Annotated in this window: 14 protein-coding genes; 11 read left to right on the top strand and 3 right to left on the bottom strand. The window is 61.9% G+C overall.

Annotated features, from left to right (window positions below; translation table 11 throughout):
• Positions 1–3 precede the first annotated feature (3 nt).
• Both LDN75_RS03490 and LDN75_RS03485 read left to right on the top strand, forming a co-directional pair.
• A complete protein-coding gene (locus LDN75_RS03490) occupies positions 4–1,605 on the top strand; it encodes an iron ABC transporter permease (RefSeq protein ID WP_223935798.1) in 1,602 nt (533 codons plus the stop codon).
• On the top strand, positions 1,602–2,768 hold the full coding sequence (locus LDN75_RS03485; protein ID WP_223935797.1) for an ABC transporter ATP-binding protein: 1,167 nt from the start codon (positions 1,602–1,604) through the stop codon (positions 2,766–2,768). Before LDN75_RS03490 ends, LDN75_RS03485 begins: the two co-directional genes overlap by 4 nt.
• 18 nt (positions 2,769–2,786) lie before the next feature.
• Here LDN75_RS03485 and LDN75_RS03480 read toward each other — a convergent pair whose 3' ends face one another.
• Complete coding sequence (locus tag LDN75_RS03480) at positions 2,787–3,392, bottom strand: YdeI/OmpD-associated family protein (RefSeq protein WP_223935796.1); 606 nt, start codon at positions 3,390–3,392, stop codon at positions 2,787–2,789.
• A gap of 81 nt (positions 3,393–3,473) precedes the next feature.
• Here LDN75_RS03480 and LDN75_RS03475 point away from each other — a divergent pair, with 81 nt between their 5' ends.
• The 6 genes from LDN75_RS03475 (at position 3,474) to tgt (ending at position 10,363) form a co-directional block, all read left to right on the top strand.
• A complete protein-coding gene (locus tag LDN75_RS03475) occupies positions 3,474–4,205 on the top strand; it encodes a hypothetical protein (protein ID WP_223935795.1) in 732 nt (243 codons plus the stop codon).
• 286 nt (positions 4,206–4,491) lie between these two features.
• Positions 4,492–6,174 (top strand): prealbumin-like fold domain-containing protein, encoded by a 1,683-nt coding sequence (locus LDN75_RS03470; RefSeq protein ID WP_223935794.1) that lies wholly within the window; start codon positions 4,492–4,494, stop codon positions 6,172–6,174.
• Between the two features lie 383 nt (positions 6,175–6,557).
• Positions 6,558–7,097, top strand: a complete 540-nt coding sequence (locus LDN75_RS03465; protein WP_223935793.1) for an NUDIX hydrolase family protein — start codon at positions 6,558–6,560, stop codon at positions 7,095–7,097.
• Between the two features lie 91 nt (positions 7,098–7,188).
• Positions 7,189–8,169 carry a DUF6707 family protein gene (locus LDN75_RS03460; RefSeq protein WP_223935792.1) on the top strand — a complete coding sequence of 327 codons (981 nt, stop codon included), beginning with the start codon at positions 7,189–7,191 and terminating at the stop codon, positions 8,167–8,169.
• Positions 8,170–8,279: 110 nt separating this feature from the next.
• Positions 8,280–8,990 (top strand): SRPBCC domain-containing protein, encoded by a 711-nt coding sequence (locus LDN75_RS03455; protein WP_223935791.1) that lies wholly within the window; start codon positions 8,280–8,282, stop codon positions 8,988–8,990.
• A 47-nt stretch (positions 8,991–9,037) separates the two neighbouring features.
• Positions 9,038–10,363 carry a tRNA guanosine(34) transglycosylase Tgt gene (gene tgt, locus LDN75_RS03450; protein ID WP_223935790.1) on the top strand — a complete coding sequence of 442 codons (1,326 nt, stop codon included), beginning with the start codon at positions 9,038–9,040 and terminating at the stop codon, positions 10,361–10,363.
• A 102-nt stretch (positions 10,364–10,465) separates the two neighbouring features.
• Here tgt and LDN75_RS03445 read toward each other — a convergent pair whose 3' ends face one another.
• Entirely contained in the window at positions 10,466–11,176 is a 711-nt protein-coding gene (locus tag LDN75_RS03445) for a queuosine precursor transporter (RefSeq protein WP_223935789.1), read from the bottom strand.
• 206 nt (positions 11,177–11,382) lie between these two features.
• Positions 11,383–11,883 carry an isoprenylcysteine carboxylmethyltransferase family protein gene (locus LDN75_RS03440; protein WP_223935788.1) on the bottom strand — a complete coding sequence of 167 codons (501 nt, stop codon included), beginning with the start codon at positions 11,881–11,883 and terminating at the stop codon, positions 11,383–11,385.
• Positions 11,884–12,332: 449 nt separating this feature from the next.
• Between LDN75_RS03440 and LDN75_RS03435 the strand changes: the two genes are divergently transcribed.
• From LDN75_RS03435 to LDN75_RS03425, 3 genes are all read left to right on the top strand, one after another.
• Complete coding sequence (locus LDN75_RS03435; protein WP_223935787.1) at positions 12,333–13,736, top strand: MFS transporter; 1,404 nt, start codon at positions 12,333–12,335, stop codon at positions 13,734–13,736.
• A gap of 144 nt (positions 13,737–13,880) precedes the next feature.
• Complete coding sequence (locus LDN75_RS03430) at positions 13,881–14,543, top strand: response regulator transcription factor (RefSeq protein ID WP_223935786.1); 663 nt, start codon at positions 13,881–13,883, stop codon at positions 14,541–14,543.
• A complete protein-coding gene (locus LDN75_RS03425) occupies positions 14,540–15,955 on the top strand; it encodes a HAMP domain-containing sensor histidine kinase (protein ID WP_223935785.1) in 1,416 nt (471 codons plus the stop codon). Before LDN75_RS03430 ends, LDN75_RS03425 begins: the two co-directional genes overlap by 4 nt.

Here is a 15,955-nt window from a genome sequence, read left to right as displayed (position 1 = left end):
TCTGTGACCACTGATCTATCGGCTCCCAACGTTTCACAGTCGCCAGGGAGCACGACGACGGCGGGCAAGGGCAAACGCCCTCGCCCGCCATTCGGCGTTTCCACGGTGTCCTTGCTGGCGGTCCTGATCGCGCTGTTTTCCCTTATGCCTTTGGGCTACGTCATCTTCATGACGGCAGCGACAGGCTGGGACACCGCCGTCGAACTTATCGTGCGCCCGCGCGTTGGCGAACTGCTGTTGAACACCATTATGTTGATGGTCCTGACGGTGCCGTTGTGCCTCATTCTTGGGGTGGGTGGCGCCTGGTTGGTGGAGCGCACCAAGCTGCGCGGGAACCGCTGGTGGGCTGTGGCACTGGCCGCTCCCCTTGCCATCCCTGCCTTCGTCAACAGCTACGCGTGGGTCTCGGCTGTGCCTTCCCTGCAGGGGATCTGGTCAGGTGTGCTCATCGCCACCCTCTCCTATTTCCCGTTGGTCTACATTCCCGCGGCCGCCACGCTGGGCAGGTTGGATCCGGCCATCGAACAATCTGCCGCGTCACTTGGCTTGGGTCCGTGGGCTGCATTCTTCCGGGTGGTGCTGCCGCAGCTTCGTATCGCCATGACTGGCGGTGCGTTGCTGGTGGCGTTGCACCTCCTTGCGGAGTATGGCGCTTTCGCGATGATCCGTTTTGATACCTTCACGACGGCGATCATGGTCCAATTCCAGTCGACGTTTAACGGTGCCGCCGGAAACATGCTGGCCAGTGTCCTGGTATTCCTGTGCTTGCTTCTCCTTCTCGCGGAGGTGAAGAGCCGCGGCACAGCCCGTTATGCACGGATTGGCTCTGGTGCCCAAGCCAAAGCAATCCGGGTGCACTTGCGCGGATACCAGGCTCCGGCCCAGCTCGCCCTGCTGACCCTGACAACGTTGGCGTTTGGGCTTCCTGTCTGGTTCGTCCTGCGATGGCTTGTGGCCGGAGGCACCGAGGTATGGGCCGCCGACGAGTTCATGCCCGCCCTGCTGCAGACCCTCCTGTACGGGGCCGTCGGCGCCGCTGTTACCACCATCGTGGCTTTTCCCATGGCCTACTTGGCGGTCCGGCATCCCAGCTGGTTCAGCAAGATGCTTGAACTGTCCAACTACGTGACCAGCTCCCTGCCGGGAATCGTGGTGGGCCTTGCCTTCGTCACCGTCAGCATCCGCGCCGTTCCCGGCATCTACCAAACTGCCGGCGTGCTGGTCGCCGCCTATGTGCTCCTCTTCCTCCCCCGCGCGCTGGTTAACATCCGCTCCGGCCTGGCCCAGGCACCCAAGGAGCTCGATGAAGCCGCTCAATCCCTGGGCAAGGCTCCGCTGGTGTCCTTCTTCAGGGTGACTTTGCGGCTCACCGCACCTGCTGCGGCAGGCGGCGCTGCACTTGTCTTCCTGGCCATCGTCAACGAGCTCACGGCCACTCTTCTTCTTTCGCCCAATGGAACCCGCACGCTGGCAACGGAGTTCTGGAGCAAGAGCAGCGAGATCGACTACTCAGGCGCTGCACCCTATGCACTGTTGATGATCGTGCTTTCCGCCCCCATGACCTATCTTCTTTTCCAACAGTCCAAGAAAGTTGCCGGACAGTGACCGAACAATCCCCATCCAGGCTCCCGTCACCCCGTGTCGCGCCATCCATTGTGCCCACGACCAACACGCACTTGGACATCGCCGAGGTCACAAAGAATTTTGGTTCCCAGGCTGTGCTGAAGGGCGTCAATCTTTCCGTAGCCAAGGGCGGAACCACGGCCATTGTTGGCCCTTCAGGCTCGGGCAAAACCACACTGCTTCGCTTGATCGCCGGCTTCGAGCATCCAGACACCGGCACGATTTCCCTGAATGGCTCAACGGTTGCGGGCGATGGTGTGTGGATTCCTGCGCACAAACGGCAGGTGGGATACGTTGCCCAGGACGGTGCCCTTTTCCCGCACTTGACGGTAGGGCAGAACGTCGCCTTTGGGTTGGATTCCGGAAAGCTCGACGGCGGCCGGCGGGCTGTAGCGTCCCGCGTCAAGGAACTACTCGAAATGGTGTCGCTGGATGGGTCCATGGCGAAGCGACGGCCGCACCAGTTGTCAGGCGGTCAACAACAGCGCGTTGCCCTGGCGCGTGCCCTGGCCCGCGAACCCGAACTCATGTTGTTGGATGAGCCGTTCTCCGCACTCGACGCCGGGCTCCGCGTAGCTACCCGCCGGGCAGTGGCCAAGGTGCTCAATGCGGCAGGCGTCACAACCATCCTGGTAACGCACGACCAAGCCGAAGCCCTCTCCTTTGCCGATCAAGTAGCCATCATGCGCGGAGGCAAGCTGGCACAAATTGGCAACCCTTTTGTGGTCTACACGCGCCCGGCGGACCGGGCAACAGCGGAGTTCCTCGGCGACGCCGTGATCCTGGACGCCTGGATGGAAGGGTCCTTGGCCACGTGCTCCCTCGGCGGGATCCCGGTACGACGACCACCGGCACAGGGAAAGGTGCAGCTCATGCTCCGCCCCGAACAGATCCGCATCGCCCCGGACGGCCCCATCCGCGGGGTGGTTGTGGATACTGACTACTTCGGGCCCGAAACAACTGTTCGGATAAGGCTCGCGGCATACACCGCGGCAGACGGTGTTCTCTCCGGACATGGCCACCGTTACCCCGGCGGAGGCGAGATCATTACTATCCGGCACTGGAATGCTTCCATCACCAAGCCCGGCACTGAGCTCAGCCTTCGCGTGGTGGGCGAGGGCGTGGCGTTCCCCATCGAGGGCTGAATACTGGTGCCCGGCTGACTACTGGGGTCCGGAAGCCGGGCGCTTCTTCTGCGGGTACGGTGCCTCGTGCCGTGCGAGCATCTCCACAAAACCAGCGATTTTCTTCTCCCGTGTGTCCGCCCTTTTGACAAGGTTGGTCCGATGGATGAGTGCGAAGCGGTTCTGGGACGTCAGGACGTCGAACATGGCTTGCGCCTCCGGAACAGCGGCGATGGCAGCTGCGAGATCATTGGGAACCACCGAATCGGCGGGTCCGGCGTACGCAGCTTCCCAGCGCCCATCGGCTTTGGCGGCGTCGACGGCGGCCCACCCGGCTGCTGTCATCTTGCCTTCCTGGTCCAAGCGGGCAATATGCCCAACGTTCCGCGCTGACCAGATGCTCCGGCGACCCCGTGGGGTCATGCGCTGGAAGTAGCTTTCGGCGTCACGGCTCTTGGATTGGCCATCGATCCAGCCGAAACACAGCGCCTCGTCCAATGCGGCGTCGTAGTCCAACTCCGTGACGTTCCCGCCCTTTTTGTGCAGGACCAGCCACACACCAGGACTGTCGGCAGCGTGTTCTTCAAGCCACGCCCGCCATTCGGCCGCGTCCTTGACGATCAATTCTTCGAGCTCAATGGGCATGGGTTCATTCTGCGGCAAACCGGACGGCATAGGCTGGAGGACAGAAGCCGGAGTGCCAGTGAAGCCAGCCCAGGAGGACCCATGTTGCGAGCCCGCCCCATCCACTTCACCTCCCGCCCGCATCAGTGGACTGAACTGCTGGAGGCACTGGGCATGGTCAACACCGTCAAGGATAACGAGTGGTTGGAGTTCGACGCCGGCTCGGGTCGGCTAGCGTTGCACCGGGTGGAACACACGCCGGCGATGAGCGGCGCACCGCAGGACGGCGTCACGATCTTTGGCGTCGAGGTTGGCGCGTTGGAAGAGTTCGCCCGGCGCACGCAGGACGACGGAACCATCGCAGAGGTCACCGAGGCCTCACACGGCCAGACCGTGCAGATCACTGCCCGGGATGGCTTCACGTTCCTGGCTGACCCCGCCCAGCGCGCCGGGGACGGCACTTGGGCGACGTCGGACAAAGCCGATCCGGCTCTCGCCGTGGTGGCCACCTGGGTGAGTCCCGGCGTCGACGATTCCGCACAGGAGCTCCGCAACATCGGAGCCCGTCCGCGGACGTCGGATGACGAATCCGCAACGTTTACCGCCAAAAACGGCGGTATCCTGCGCGTGGTCCACGGCGCGGCTGCAGAGTCCGGTGACCTCGCTTTTGAGTACGACGCCGATCTTGAGCCCCTGTTGCGTCGGCTCACCGGGGCGGGGATCGAAGCGCGGATCAGCGAGGACGTCCTGTACATCGCCAACCCGGATGCCGCGGGTGGGTCAGCGCCGGCGTCGATCGTTGTGGAACGGACAAGTTCTCCCGCGAAACGTTGATTTGGCTGCCGTCTGGGCCTACGATCATCGTGTTCCCGGTGATAACGGCCGGGTTCTTATTGGTCCGTAGGTAACTCATGTACAAGGGGCCTCCGCCCCACATGGGCTGTCCGCGCATCGTTGCTGTTTCGGAGCAACCCGGGCAGCTACTGCCACTCAAGTCTCAGAGTGGTTCGTTATTCAGACGCCAGCCATCAGTTGGACCAGTGGGGGGGAATGTCGCGGCGCCGGATATCCCCGTCCGGGCCGTATGGATTTCGTGTGTAAATTGAAATCAGGCACCCCAATGAGAAACAAGAAACTTACCTCGATTGGTGCGGCCGCAGCCTGTCTGGCTTTAGTCCTCTCGGCCACCGCTGCCCAAGCCAACCTTACCGGAAGCCCGTTTGATGCGGCCGACGGCAACCTCGTCCTCAATGATGAGACACAGGATTGGGCCAACGCTCCCATCAGTTGCGTTGCTCCCATCTCTGGTTGTGGAATCGACCTGGCCACAGGCCAGAGTGACAACTCATTTGGCCAAGGCACTAAGGAAGACACCGCCGTCCCGTCCGTGGTCACGGGTTCCATCCCGAACAATAAGAGTGACCTGCTCCGCTTTTATGCCTACTTGAAGACCGAATCCAATAATAAGGACTACGCCTACTTAGCCTGGGAGCGCGTCCAGGAGCCGACAGGCACCACGAATATGGACTTCGAGTTCAACAAGAGCACTGCGGTGTCAGCCAACGGCGTGACCCCAGTCCGCAGCGAGGGCGACGTCCTGATCAAATACGATCTCTCCCAAGGTGGTACAAATCCCACGCTGGGCTTCCACCGGTGGGTTACCAGCGGTGGAAAGGAGCTGTGCGATTCAGCCAACAGCACGCCTTGCTGGGGACCAGTACAGCCCCTGGCTGGCAACTTCGAGGGATCCATAAACGATCCGGCGAACAACCCAACTACAGGTTCAGTAGTGGACCCCATCGCCCCGAACGCACCACGGACCCTCAGTGCCCGCACGTTTGGCGAAGCGGCAATCAACCTGACCGATGCCGGCATCATTCCGGCTGGCTCCTGTGAGACCTTCAGTGGCGCGTATTTGAAGAGCCGGTCCTCGGACTCGTTCACTGCCGCTTTGAAGGACTTTATTGCTCCTGTGCCGCTGAACTTCAGCAAGTGCGGTTCCATAAAGATCCATAAGGTCACGGTAGGCGGGGACGCAACCTTCGGCTACAGCACCACCGGCGGACTGACACCTGCTAGCTTCAACCTGGCCAATGGCGGAACCCAGGATTACGGCACCTCCGTACCCGCGGGAACCTACAGTGTCACTGAAAGCACACTGCCCTCAGGTTGGACGCTCACGAACCTGCAATGCACTGTGACCGGAACAGGCACGTCAGCGACTCCAAATGGCGCAACCGTTGACATTATCTTGGGATTCCAAGGCACAGTTGATTGCACCTACACGAACACTGCGAAGGGCGCGATCAACGTCCACAAGCGGGACGACGGAACAGGCAGTGGAGCATCCCTGGCCGGTGCCGTCTTCACGTTGTTCAATAACGCCGCACCGCTTGCAGCACCGCGTGGCGTGGAGGACACCACGACAGGACTCACCTGCACCACGAATGCCAGCGGCGATTGCTCGTTCACAAACATTCTTGCCGGCGAGTACTGGGTGGTTGAAACGACGACGCCCGCAGGCTACGACACTGCAGCCGATCAGCGAGCCACCGTCACGGCGGGAGCAACCATCAGCCTGACGTTCACGGATCCCCGTGATTTCAAGATCATCGTGCTGGTTTGCAAGTCCGCGGACAACTCGCTGTACCCCAGCGACGTGACCGTCGACGGCGTCCCGCTCACCTCGCTCGGGGCGGCACCGGCAGGACTCACCGCTGCGCAACTGTGCGGCCTCGGCGGCGCTGCCTACGATGACAAGAAGGCTGGAGACCATCCGGCCGACGTGAACATACCTCAGTAATACGGAGCACCGGTAGCCTTAAATGGCAGCCACTCATCTGAAACAGGAAGGGCCCCCACCGATGGCGGGGGCACTTCCGCGTAGGCTGCAATCCTGATGGAGCGCTACGTCTGTCTGACCTTTGCCGGCTGGACCGCACGCACCGCAAAGTGAACTTATTGATGGTGAGCCGATCTCCCCCGGCCTCCCGCGCGGGGCGTCGTGCCTCACCATGGAACGGATCGCGGGACCGGTTCTACCGTAGATGTTCCGTTGGACTGCGGCAGCATGCAGGTCCCGGATCACCTTCGGCGAACCGCTTGAGTAGATCATTGCGCTGAAACGCCACGGTGCTGGCCGGGCCGCAGCGGGTGCCAGCGCCGGGGATGCGGTAGAACTTAACCATGAGCGTACGTACACCCGACCCGTATCCAGGCTGGCTTTCTGACGAAGACCTCTTCGAAGCCCGCGGCCGCCTTCCCATGGTCTACGTGGAGGCAGTCCCCGTCCGCTTGGATCCACTCGGATACGTCAATGAGGTCGGTTCCCTCCTGCAGGGCGACGCTGACGGCAACATGGTGCGCTACCTCGTTTCCGGCCGAGTGCTCTACCGCGAGACCATCCGCGCAGCCCTGCTGCGGCACATGGAAAAGGACCTCGGACCCCTCGCTTTCCCGCAACTGCCCATTAGCCCCGTTCCCTTCACCGTGGCCGAATACTTCCCCGCGCCCTCCCAGACCGGATTCACTGACGACCGCCAGCATGCGGTGTCGCTTGTGTTCATCATCCCTGTCACGGGCGAATGCGAACCGCGCCAGGACGCCCTGGAACTCACGTGGATGACGCCGCAGGAAGTCCTCAGCGACGATGTGCAGCAGGAGTTCGAAGGCGGCCGCGGGAACCTGGTGCGCCAGGCGCTGGCTTTCTCGGGCATCGTCCTTTAGCCGGGCATCGTCCTTTAGCGGGTCCCGCCTCCAGCGGCGGCTGGAGTTTGTAGACTGGACGGCGGACCGCAAGAGAACCAAAGGACTTCCGATGACTCACAGCCCAGCCTCACAGCAATACCGCGAAAAGCAGGCTGGGGACCTGCAACCCGGAGACTTTGTGTTCCTGCCCGGAGACGGGCCCGCCGAGGAAATCAGCAGCATAGAAGTCCAGAACGATGACTACGGCGTTGCCGCCCTGCTGCTGGTCACAACGGTCGACGGCGGCACGGTGCGGATCGCCGTCGGCTCCAGTGTGCCGGTGGGGGACGGAACCCCCGCCGGTAACGTCGGCTCCGATGGCGGGCCGGGCTCCAGCACCTCCAATGAAGACGACATGGAAGTAGCGGCGGGCTCCGACGTCGTCGTCCCCCCGCGCCCGGAAACGCCACCAGCCGTCACCACGCCGGTCCCCGAAGAACTCGCGCTGATCCCCGAGCCGAACGGGACGCCTGAAGCCGTGGTGCAGGCCGCCGTCGCCAATCACAAGGGCAAGAACGGCGTTCAGGTGCTCGCCGAAAGGCTGGCAAAAGGCATCAACACCAAATCCGGCAGCTGCCTCCGGGACCTCAGTAACCTGGCGTTCGACCTCTGCATCATCCTGCGCGATCCGGACAACGCCCTTGCGGTCGCGGATCTCCTGAACGTGCTGCCCTTTGACGGCAACCCGGACCGCTGGGCGTCGATAGAACGCGCACTGGCGCTGTCGAGCTTCATTTGCCGGGAGGGCGGACAAACTGAACGAGCTGCCGTGTACGAGAAATTGCTGCGCGCGCACGAGTCGGAGGAAACAGACCCCTTCAAGGCCCGCATCGCCGCCAAGGTCCGCCAGCGCGCACTTAACGAACCGAATCTGTACGACAAGGAAATCTTCCGCGCGATCGACAACGGCAATCATGAAGCCGAGCGCGAATGGCGGTTCCTCCGCCTCGAGTCGCTGCTGTTCCTCCGCGCCCACGGTGGCTCCGAGACACTGGGAGAAGCGGAACTGGGCCGGCGCATCGGCATCGAACTGGACGCCGTGAGGGCCTGAGTGAGCGGCTCCCCGGCAACCCCTGCCTTCATGCGCCAAGGGGCCTAGTCCCGGCACTTCTAAACTTCAAGACCTGTTCTACGGAGGCGAACGGCGGTAGATTCGGGGCCATGACGAACAATCTGAGCGTTGTGGTTAATGCCGACGCGCAGCAGGTTTGGACAATGCTGCGCGAACCCTCGCTGGTGGCTCAATGGCACGGATGGGAAGCCGATGACCTCGCCGACGAAATCAAACAGATCTACTTCCATCCAGATGTGGTGGAAAATCCGGATCACACCAAGCTGACTGTGCATGGCGGGGACGAGTTTGAGCTCCACCCTGTTTCCGGCGGCACCGAAGTGAAGGTCACGCGCGCAGCGCTGGACCACGACTCCGAGTGGGCGGAATGGGACGAGGACATCACCCAGGGCTGGCTCACGTTCCTGCAACAACTCCGTTTCGCCCTTGAGAGACACCCGCATGGTCAACGGCGAACCCACTTCGTGTCCCTTCCAGGAAGTGGTGGTCCGGCCATCAAAAAGCTGGGGCTGGGCGATCTCCCGCCCGTCGGCGACGACTACTCCCTCACGCTTGAAACCGGCGAAAAAATCTCCGGCCGAGTGTGGTTCAAGAGCCGCCACCAGGTTGGCCTCACAGTGCACAGCTACGCAGAGCATGGCGATGGTCTCCTGATCGTTGCAGAGCAACTGCCGATCCCCGAGAAAAGGCCCGACGGCGGTTCCATGGTGATTGCCTCCACGTACGATTTGGGGGCTCACACCTTGGCGGACATCAGGTCCTCCTGGGACAAGTGGAAGGATGAGAACTACAGCTCCTAGGCCGGGTTCCACAGGTTACCCGCGGTAAAGCTGGCACACTTGTTAGCGTGCCAGCTTCCGCTTTCCTGCCCTCGCCGCCTCCGTCCACGCCCGCCCCTGCCTTGCCGGATCTTTCTTCACCGCAAGCCGGTTTCTCTTTCTCGGTTGGCCAGCGACTGACTGAAACGTGTTCGCCGTCGGACGCCTTGGTTGCGGCCAACGGCGGCTCTTTCCTGGGCCGGACCGGAACCATCACCACGCCGCACGGAACCATCCAGACGCCCGCGTTCATCGCCGTCGGGACGAAAGCCACCGTCAAGGCTGTGCTGCCTGAGTCTATAGCGGCACTCGGCGCGCAGGCCGTGCTGGCCAACGCCTACCATCTGTACCTGCAGCCGGGCCCCGAGATCCTCGACGCCGCCGGCGGGCTGGGCGCTTTCATGAACTGGTCCGGGCCGACGTTCACGGATTCAGGCGGATTCCAGGTGATGAGCCTGGGCTCGGGCTTCAAGAAAGTCATCGACATGAAGAATGTTGACACTTCCGGGCCCGACGACGCGGTGGCGCCTGGCAAGGAGCGGCTGGCGCATATCGATGACGACGGCGTGTGGTTCAAGTCGCACCTCAACGGCGACCGGCACCGCTTCTCCCCCGAGATTTCCATGCAAGTCCAGCACCAAATCGGCGCGGACATCATGTTCGCGTTTGACGAACTGACAACCCTGCAGAACTCCCGGGTGTACCAGGAGGAGTCACTGGAGCGGACCCGGCTCTGGGCGTTGCGGTGCTTGGAGGAGCATGCCCGTTTGACGGTTTCCCGGGTGGGGAAGCCGTACCAGGCTCTGTTCGGTGTGATCCAGGGTGCCCAGTACGAGGACCTGCGGCGCAAAGCGTGCCGGGACCTCGGCGCCATGCCATTTGACGGGTACGGAATCGGCGGTGCGTTGGAGAAGGAGAACCTGGGCACCATTGTGCGGTGGTGCAACGAGGAACTTCCTGAGAACAAGCCACGGCACCTGCTGGGCATTTCCGAGCCGGACGACATCTTCACGGCAATCGAGAACGGCGCTGACACGTTCGACTGCGTCTCACCCACGCGTGTGGCCCGGAATTCCGCGTTCTACACTCCTTTTGGGCGCTTCAACTTATCCGGGGCCCGGTACAAGGCCGATTTCGGGCCGCTGCAGGAGGATTGTGACTGCTACGCCTGCCAGAACTACTCCCGCGCTTACATCCACCACCTCTACAAGGCCAAGGAAATGCTCTCGGCAACGCTCATTTCGATCCACAACGAACGTTTCGTGGTGAAGATGGTGGACGACGCCCGGCTGGCCATCGAGTCCGGGGATTTCTTCGAGTTCAAGGCGGAGACGCTGGGGCGGTACTACTCGTAACTCCTTCGTCTCGTAACTCCCGCGTTGAGTTCGCCGGAGGCGTGCGTGAGCGTGCGGAAACTTCCGGCGAACTCACGCGGTTCCGGCGAACTCGGCCCGGGCCTAGGCTGCGACTGGTCCGTAGCTCGGCTCGCGCTTCTTGATATAGCCAACTACCAGGACTGTGATCGGTACAAAGAGGAACTCCACGGCGGTCTTGTAGACGAAGCCCACCAGGACATAGTTGGCGAACATGCCGAAGTCCGTGATGCCAATGACCGAGGCTGCGATGCTGCAGAAAATCAGCGTGTCCACGAATTCACCCACAACGGACGAACCCATGAGCCGGGCCCACAGTGTCTTTTCGCCCGTGCGCTCCTTCATTTTTACCAGGATCCAAGAATTGATGGTCTGGCCGGCGAGGAAGGCCAGAAGTGAAGCGAGGACGATCTGAGGGACCGGTCCCAGGGCGCCCTCGATAGCTGCCTGCTTGGCGGTTCCGTACTCGTCCGTGAAACCGGGAAGCGCGATGATCACCCAGTAACAGAGCGAGGCGAAGACTGAGAGCGCGAACGAGGTAACGATGGCCTTGCGCGCCACTTTGAAGCCGTAGACCTCACTCATGACGTCGCCCAGGATGTAGGCAAGCGGGAACAGGAAGAATCCGCCATCAGTGATGATCGGGCCAAGCACAACGCCCTTTGATGCGCCGATGTTGGAGAGGATCAGCACCACGGCCATGATGGCGAGCATGATGCCAAAGTACGGGGATCCGATCGAGGCGAAGCGGGGTGCGGGCTTGCTCAAGGTGCTGGAGCCGGAAGGCGAGGGCATGGGTCATCCATTCGTAGTGGTTCGCGCGGGCGCTGTTGGTTCCGGCACCCGGCTGTATTAGCACTGTGGTTGGTGGGGCGCTGGCCCAACACCAGCATCATTGTCCCACCCCACCGATCCTCTCTCACATCCTGACCCGCTTCCACCGATCCTCTCTCAGCTAATCCCCCTTTTGGGAGAACGCTCGTTCACATCACACGATGATGTCAGCGGTTCTCCGGGTGGCGACGACGGAATCCGAGGTAGCGGGGAGTCCTCGTCGCGTACTCGGCGTACCCACCGAAATATTCCGACAGTTCGTCTTCTTCGCGGAGCACGCCCTTGTGTTCCATGAGTATTCCAATCGGCAAAGTCGCGAGCACCCACGATGAACCGGAGAGGATCGCTCCACCCATGTGGATGAGCCACCACCCCACGTACATCGGGTGACGGGTTAGTGCGTACGGGCCGCTGGTCACCAGTTCCTCCGGCCGCTCCAACTCGAAGCGGCGGGCCGAACGGCGGGCCCGCTCAGCCAGAGCCCAAGCGTTCAGCCCTCCACCGATCACCAGCAGGCCAGTACCTGCGATCTTTTGAAGTGCTTCAGATCCTGGCAGTGGCCAAGGGCACCGTCGTTTCAGGAGCACGTCGGCAATCAAACCGGTCACCTGTCCCGGAGGAAGGGGCAGGTTGCCGAACACGCTTCCTATCGCGGTCCAAGTACCCATGCCTGAACAGTAATCCCGTGGCCCGATCTTGTCCGCAGCAAGGGGCAGGACGTGAGAGAACAACCGCCAAAAACCCGCAGGACGTGAGAGAACAACCGCCAAAAACCCGCAGGACGTGAGAGAACAACCGCCAAAAACCCGCAGGACGTGAGAGAACAACCGGTTTGTGTCGGTGGGCCTGCACAGAAGGTTCCTTTGAGGCGGCTGCCGGATACCGCCGTCGTGCGTTCAGGCCTTTTGAAAACCTAAGGAAGTGTTAGGAAATCGGTTCCGGCGTTGGTTGTGCCGTGCATCACCAATAGTTTGGAATATGTCCTCTTCACCCATGGAGGACCTTTCTTAGTCGACGAAGAGCCATGCGCAAGGACGCCATGAGCACGAGCTTCATGGACAGAACGAACTCATGCAAGACACGGCTGCTGTCGCAGGCCGTCCAGGAAGGTTCATTGATGAGCACCCAACAAGCTGCGCCCCTCAGCGAGGCCGCACAGACACGCAAAGCCGTGAGCAACATTCTTAAGGGCTCCGCGGGCAACCTCGTGGAGTGGTTTGATCTCTACGTCTACACAGTTTTCGCGGCGTATTTCCAATCGCACTTCTTCAACTCCTCAGACGATCTGCAGGCAGGACTTGAGGCGATGGCTGTCTTCTCGACGTCGTTCCTCATGCGTCCGATCGGCAGCTGGTTCTTCGGCCGCTATGCCGACCGGAATGGCCGCAAGGCTGCGCTGACGCTCAGTGTCACCATGATGTCGGCCGGTTCCTTCGCCATCGCAGTCCTTCCGACGCAGGACGTGATCGGGCTCTGGGCACTGATCCTGCTGGTGTTCATCCGTGTTGTGCAGGGTTTCTCGGTGGGCGGGGAATACGGCACCAGCGCCACCTACATGTCCGAGGCCGCGACTGCCAAGCGCCGTGGCTTCTTCTCCAGCTTCCAGTATGTGACGCTCATCGGCGGGCAGATGCTGGCGTTGCTGGTGCTGGTGATCCTGCAGAACACCATGAACAAGGAAGACCTGACCGCGTGGGGCTGGCGAATTCCTTTCGCGATCGGTGGCGTGGCTGCGTTGGTTGTGCTCTGGCTTCGCCGATCCATGGAAGAAACCCTTTCCGCCGATCAGCTCCGCGCCGCCCACGTCAAGGTTGAGGGTGAGGCACAGCCGGGCACCATGAAGCTGCTGTTCACAAAGCACTGGAAGCCGCTGCTCATCTGCATCGGCATTACGCTCGGTGGCACGGTGGCGTTCTACACGTACACCAACTTCATCCTGAAGTTCATGAACGATACGTCCGGCATCGCAAAGACCGATACCTCAGTCATCAACTTCTGGGCTTTGTTCATCTTCATGCTGCTCCAGCCGGTTTATGGCCTGATTTCCGACAAGATCGGCCGCAAACCGTTGTTGATCTGGTTCGGCGTGACCGGCGTATTGTTCACGTGGCCGCTGCTCTCCGCCTTGTCCGGAACCAAGGATCCGTTCGTCGCGTTTCTCCTGATGCTCGGCGGCCTGCTGATGGTGGGCGGTTACACATCGATCAACGCACTGGTGAAGGCCGAGCTGTTCCCGGCGTCGATCCGTGCGTTGGGTGTTGGCTTGGGATACGCGATCGCGAACTCGTTGTTCGGTGGCACGGTTCCATTGATTGGCGCAGCACTGCAGAAGGCCGGGCAGGTGGACATGTTCTTCACGTACGTGACTGCGGCGATCTTCATCTCGCTGCTGGTGTACATCTTCGCGCTGAAGAACAAAAAGGCCACGCACTTGGATGCCGAGCAGGGAAGCGCGTTCGCCGCGAAGGGCTCTGACACGCGCGACGCCGACGAGGACAAGAAGGATCTCGCCCGCGCATAAATCGGGGGGGCTTGTGAGGCCCGTTCTGCGCTCTTTGGTCACTCCGAAGGGCGCAGAACGGGCCTCACAACGTTAAGCTCTAGTAGCGAACCCCACCTAGCGAACCCAGCCCACCCAGCCCACCCAGCCCCAAAGGATCAGACCGTGCACGTGCTCATCGTCGAGGATGACGACGCCATGGCGTCCGCTTTGAGCGCTGCCGTTGCATCCGCCGGTCACAAAGCCACGAGGGTATCCCGTGGCGAGGACGCACTCCTAGGGCATCGGCACCACGAGGTGATTCTGCTCGATCTCGGTTTGCCGGACTTGGACGGACTGGACGTCCTGCGGAAACTGCGCCAGGTCACGCAGGTCCCCATCCTGATCCTGACGGCGCGCGATGACGAACGCAGTGTGGTCCTTGGTCTTCGTTCCGGTGCCGATGACTACCTGGTCAAGCCTGTGAAGCTGGTGGAGTTGCTGGCAAGGATCGAGGCCGTGACACGCCGCACCAATCGCGCCGGGCAAGAGGCGCCCCACAGCATCGTAGTCGGAAGCGTCAGCGTAGACCTCGACCGCAGGATGGCATCCGTTGGCGAAAGGGAATTGTCCCTGACCGCCACGGAATTCGAACTTCTCAGCCTCCTGGCAAGGAACGCGGGATCAGTGGTGACCCGGGAACAGATCCTTGATGCCCTCTGGGGTGATGCTTTCCTGGCAAATTCCCGGTCCTTGGACGTTCACCTCACCGGCCTGCGGTCCAAGCTCCAACTGCCTGGCTTCATCATCAACGTCCGCGGGGTCGGTTACAGGGTCGAGCAGACGTGAAGATCCGCGTACTGGCCATCCTGAGCGTGATCGCAGTGCTCATTGTGGTCACCGTGTCCAGCGTCATCCTGACGTCGGCCGGCAGGGAGCTCGCCCAGGAACTCCAGATCAACCGCGTCACATCATTGAACCGCTTCGCCCAGCTCGCCAATGACGCTTCTTTGGACAATGACACCACCCAGCTGCAACGCGAAATGGACCGCTATTCCGAGCTCTACGGCGAGGGTATCCTGATCCGCCTGCAGCCGCAGACAGTGCGCTCAGGCGGCCTCAGTGAGGATCGGGCCGAAGTCCGTGAGGCATTGAACCGGGCGAGCTTGAACCTCAGCGACACCACGCTCAGCCCGCTCAGGCCGTTCGGATCCGGGACGGAGGTCATCTCGCGGTCTTTCGGTACAGCCAGCCAGGTGCTTGGGGAGGCCGTCCTTGAAGTCAATCCCGAGGCGGCCCGGCAGAAATTGAGGGAGCGGTGGCTCGTGGTCGGACTCGCGGCAGTGGCGCTTGGCGCGCTCCTGCTCTTGGCAGCAGCCCGCCTCACCGGCTGGGTCCTGAAGCCGGTCCATCGCCTCAGCAAAGCCGTCCATGAACTTGAGGCGACAGGCAAGACGAGCCATCTCCCCGATGCCGGCCCGCCAGAGCTGCGGGAGCTGAGCCGCTCATTTACTGCGATGGCCAACACCGTCACGGAGAGCATCGATTCGCAGCGCCAACTGATCGCCGATACTTCCCACCAATTACGGAACCCTGTGGGCGCTTTGCGGCTCAGGATCGATTTGCTGCAGCTGGCGCTGACCTCGGAGCCCGAAAAGGCCGCCGCCGCTGGCGTGGTGGCTGAACTTGAACGCGTGGAGGCAATTCTCGACGGCGTGCTGAAGCTGGCTACGGCCGAACACCGCGCCTTCGAATGGTCTACCCGCGCAGATCAAGCAACAGAGCACAAACACCACGCCGTCATTGACCCCTTCCCGGTCCTGCAAGGAGAGGTGGAGCGGGCGCTGCCTGCTGCTGAACGCGCGGGTTCCACGATCACGCTGGCCCAGCCTGAGCAACCACTGGAACTCGCCTGCAGTCCCGACGAGTTGGCGCATATGGTGGGTGAGCTCCTGGCCAACGCCATCAAGTACGCCCCTGCCGCCCGGATCACCGTGGCAACGAAGCGGACGCAAGGAGGCCTCGCCGTCGAGATTTCCGACGACGGTCCCGGACTTTCCGCGGAGCAGCGTGCCGCCTCCACAACGCGGTTTTGGCGGGCGCCGCAGCACAGCAGGATCGCAGGGAATGGATTGGGCATGACGATCGTGGACCGCTTGGCGCATGCGAATGGCGGTGCACTTGTGCTGGAAGGAAGAGAACCGCACGGGTTGACGGCACGTCTTGAGTTCCAGCAGCCGCAGGGTGGTCGGGGTGAATAG

Origin of the sequence: Arthrobacter sp. StoSoilB5 (assembly GCF_019977235.1) — a bacterium.
GTDB lineage: Bacteria > Actinomycetota > Actinomycetes > Actinomycetales > Micrococcaceae > Arthrobacter.
This window is presented reverse-complemented; position numbering and strand designations above follow the sequence as displayed.

What these genes read in the sequence shown, in the direction of transcription:
- LDN75_RS03480 (WP_223935796.1), bottom strand. Translation starts at nt 3,392, where the DNA reads ATGCCCATTGAGCTCGAAGAATTGATCGTCAAGGACGCGGCCGAATGG.
- LDN75_RS03475 (WP_223935795.1), top strand. Translation starts at nt 3,474, where the DNA reads ATGTTGCGAGCCCGCCCCATCCACTTCACCTCCCGCCCGCATCAGTGG.
- LDN75_RS03470 (WP_223935794.1), top strand. Translation starts at nt 4,492, where the DNA reads ATGAGAAACAAGAAACTTACCTCGATTGGTGCGGCCGCAGCCTGTCTG.
- LDN75_RS03465 (WP_223935793.1), top strand. Translation starts at nt 6,558, where the DNA reads ATGAGCGTACGTACACCCGACCCGTATCCAGGCTGGCTTTCTGACGAA.
- LDN75_RS03460 (WP_223935792.1), top strand. Translation starts at nt 7,189, where the DNA reads ATGACTCACAGCCCAGCCTCACAGCAATACCGCGAAAAGCAGGCTGGG.
- LDN75_RS03455 (WP_223935791.1), top strand. Translation starts at nt 8,280, where the DNA reads ATGACGAACAATCTGAGCGTTGTGGTTAATGCCGACGCGCAGCAGGTT.
- LDN75_RS03445 (WP_223935789.1), bottom strand. Translation starts at nt 11,176, where the DNA reads ATGCCCTCGCCTTCCGGCTCCAGCACCTTGAGCAAGCCCGCACCCCGC.
- LDN75_RS03440 (WP_223935788.1), bottom strand. Translation starts at nt 11,883, where the DNA reads ATGGGTACTTGGACCGCGATAGGAAGCGTGTTCGGCAACCTGCCCCTT.
- LDN75_RS03435 (WP_223935787.1), top strand. Translation starts at nt 12,333, where the DNA reads ATGAGCACCCAACAAGCTGCGCCCCTCAGCGAGGCCGCACAGACACGC.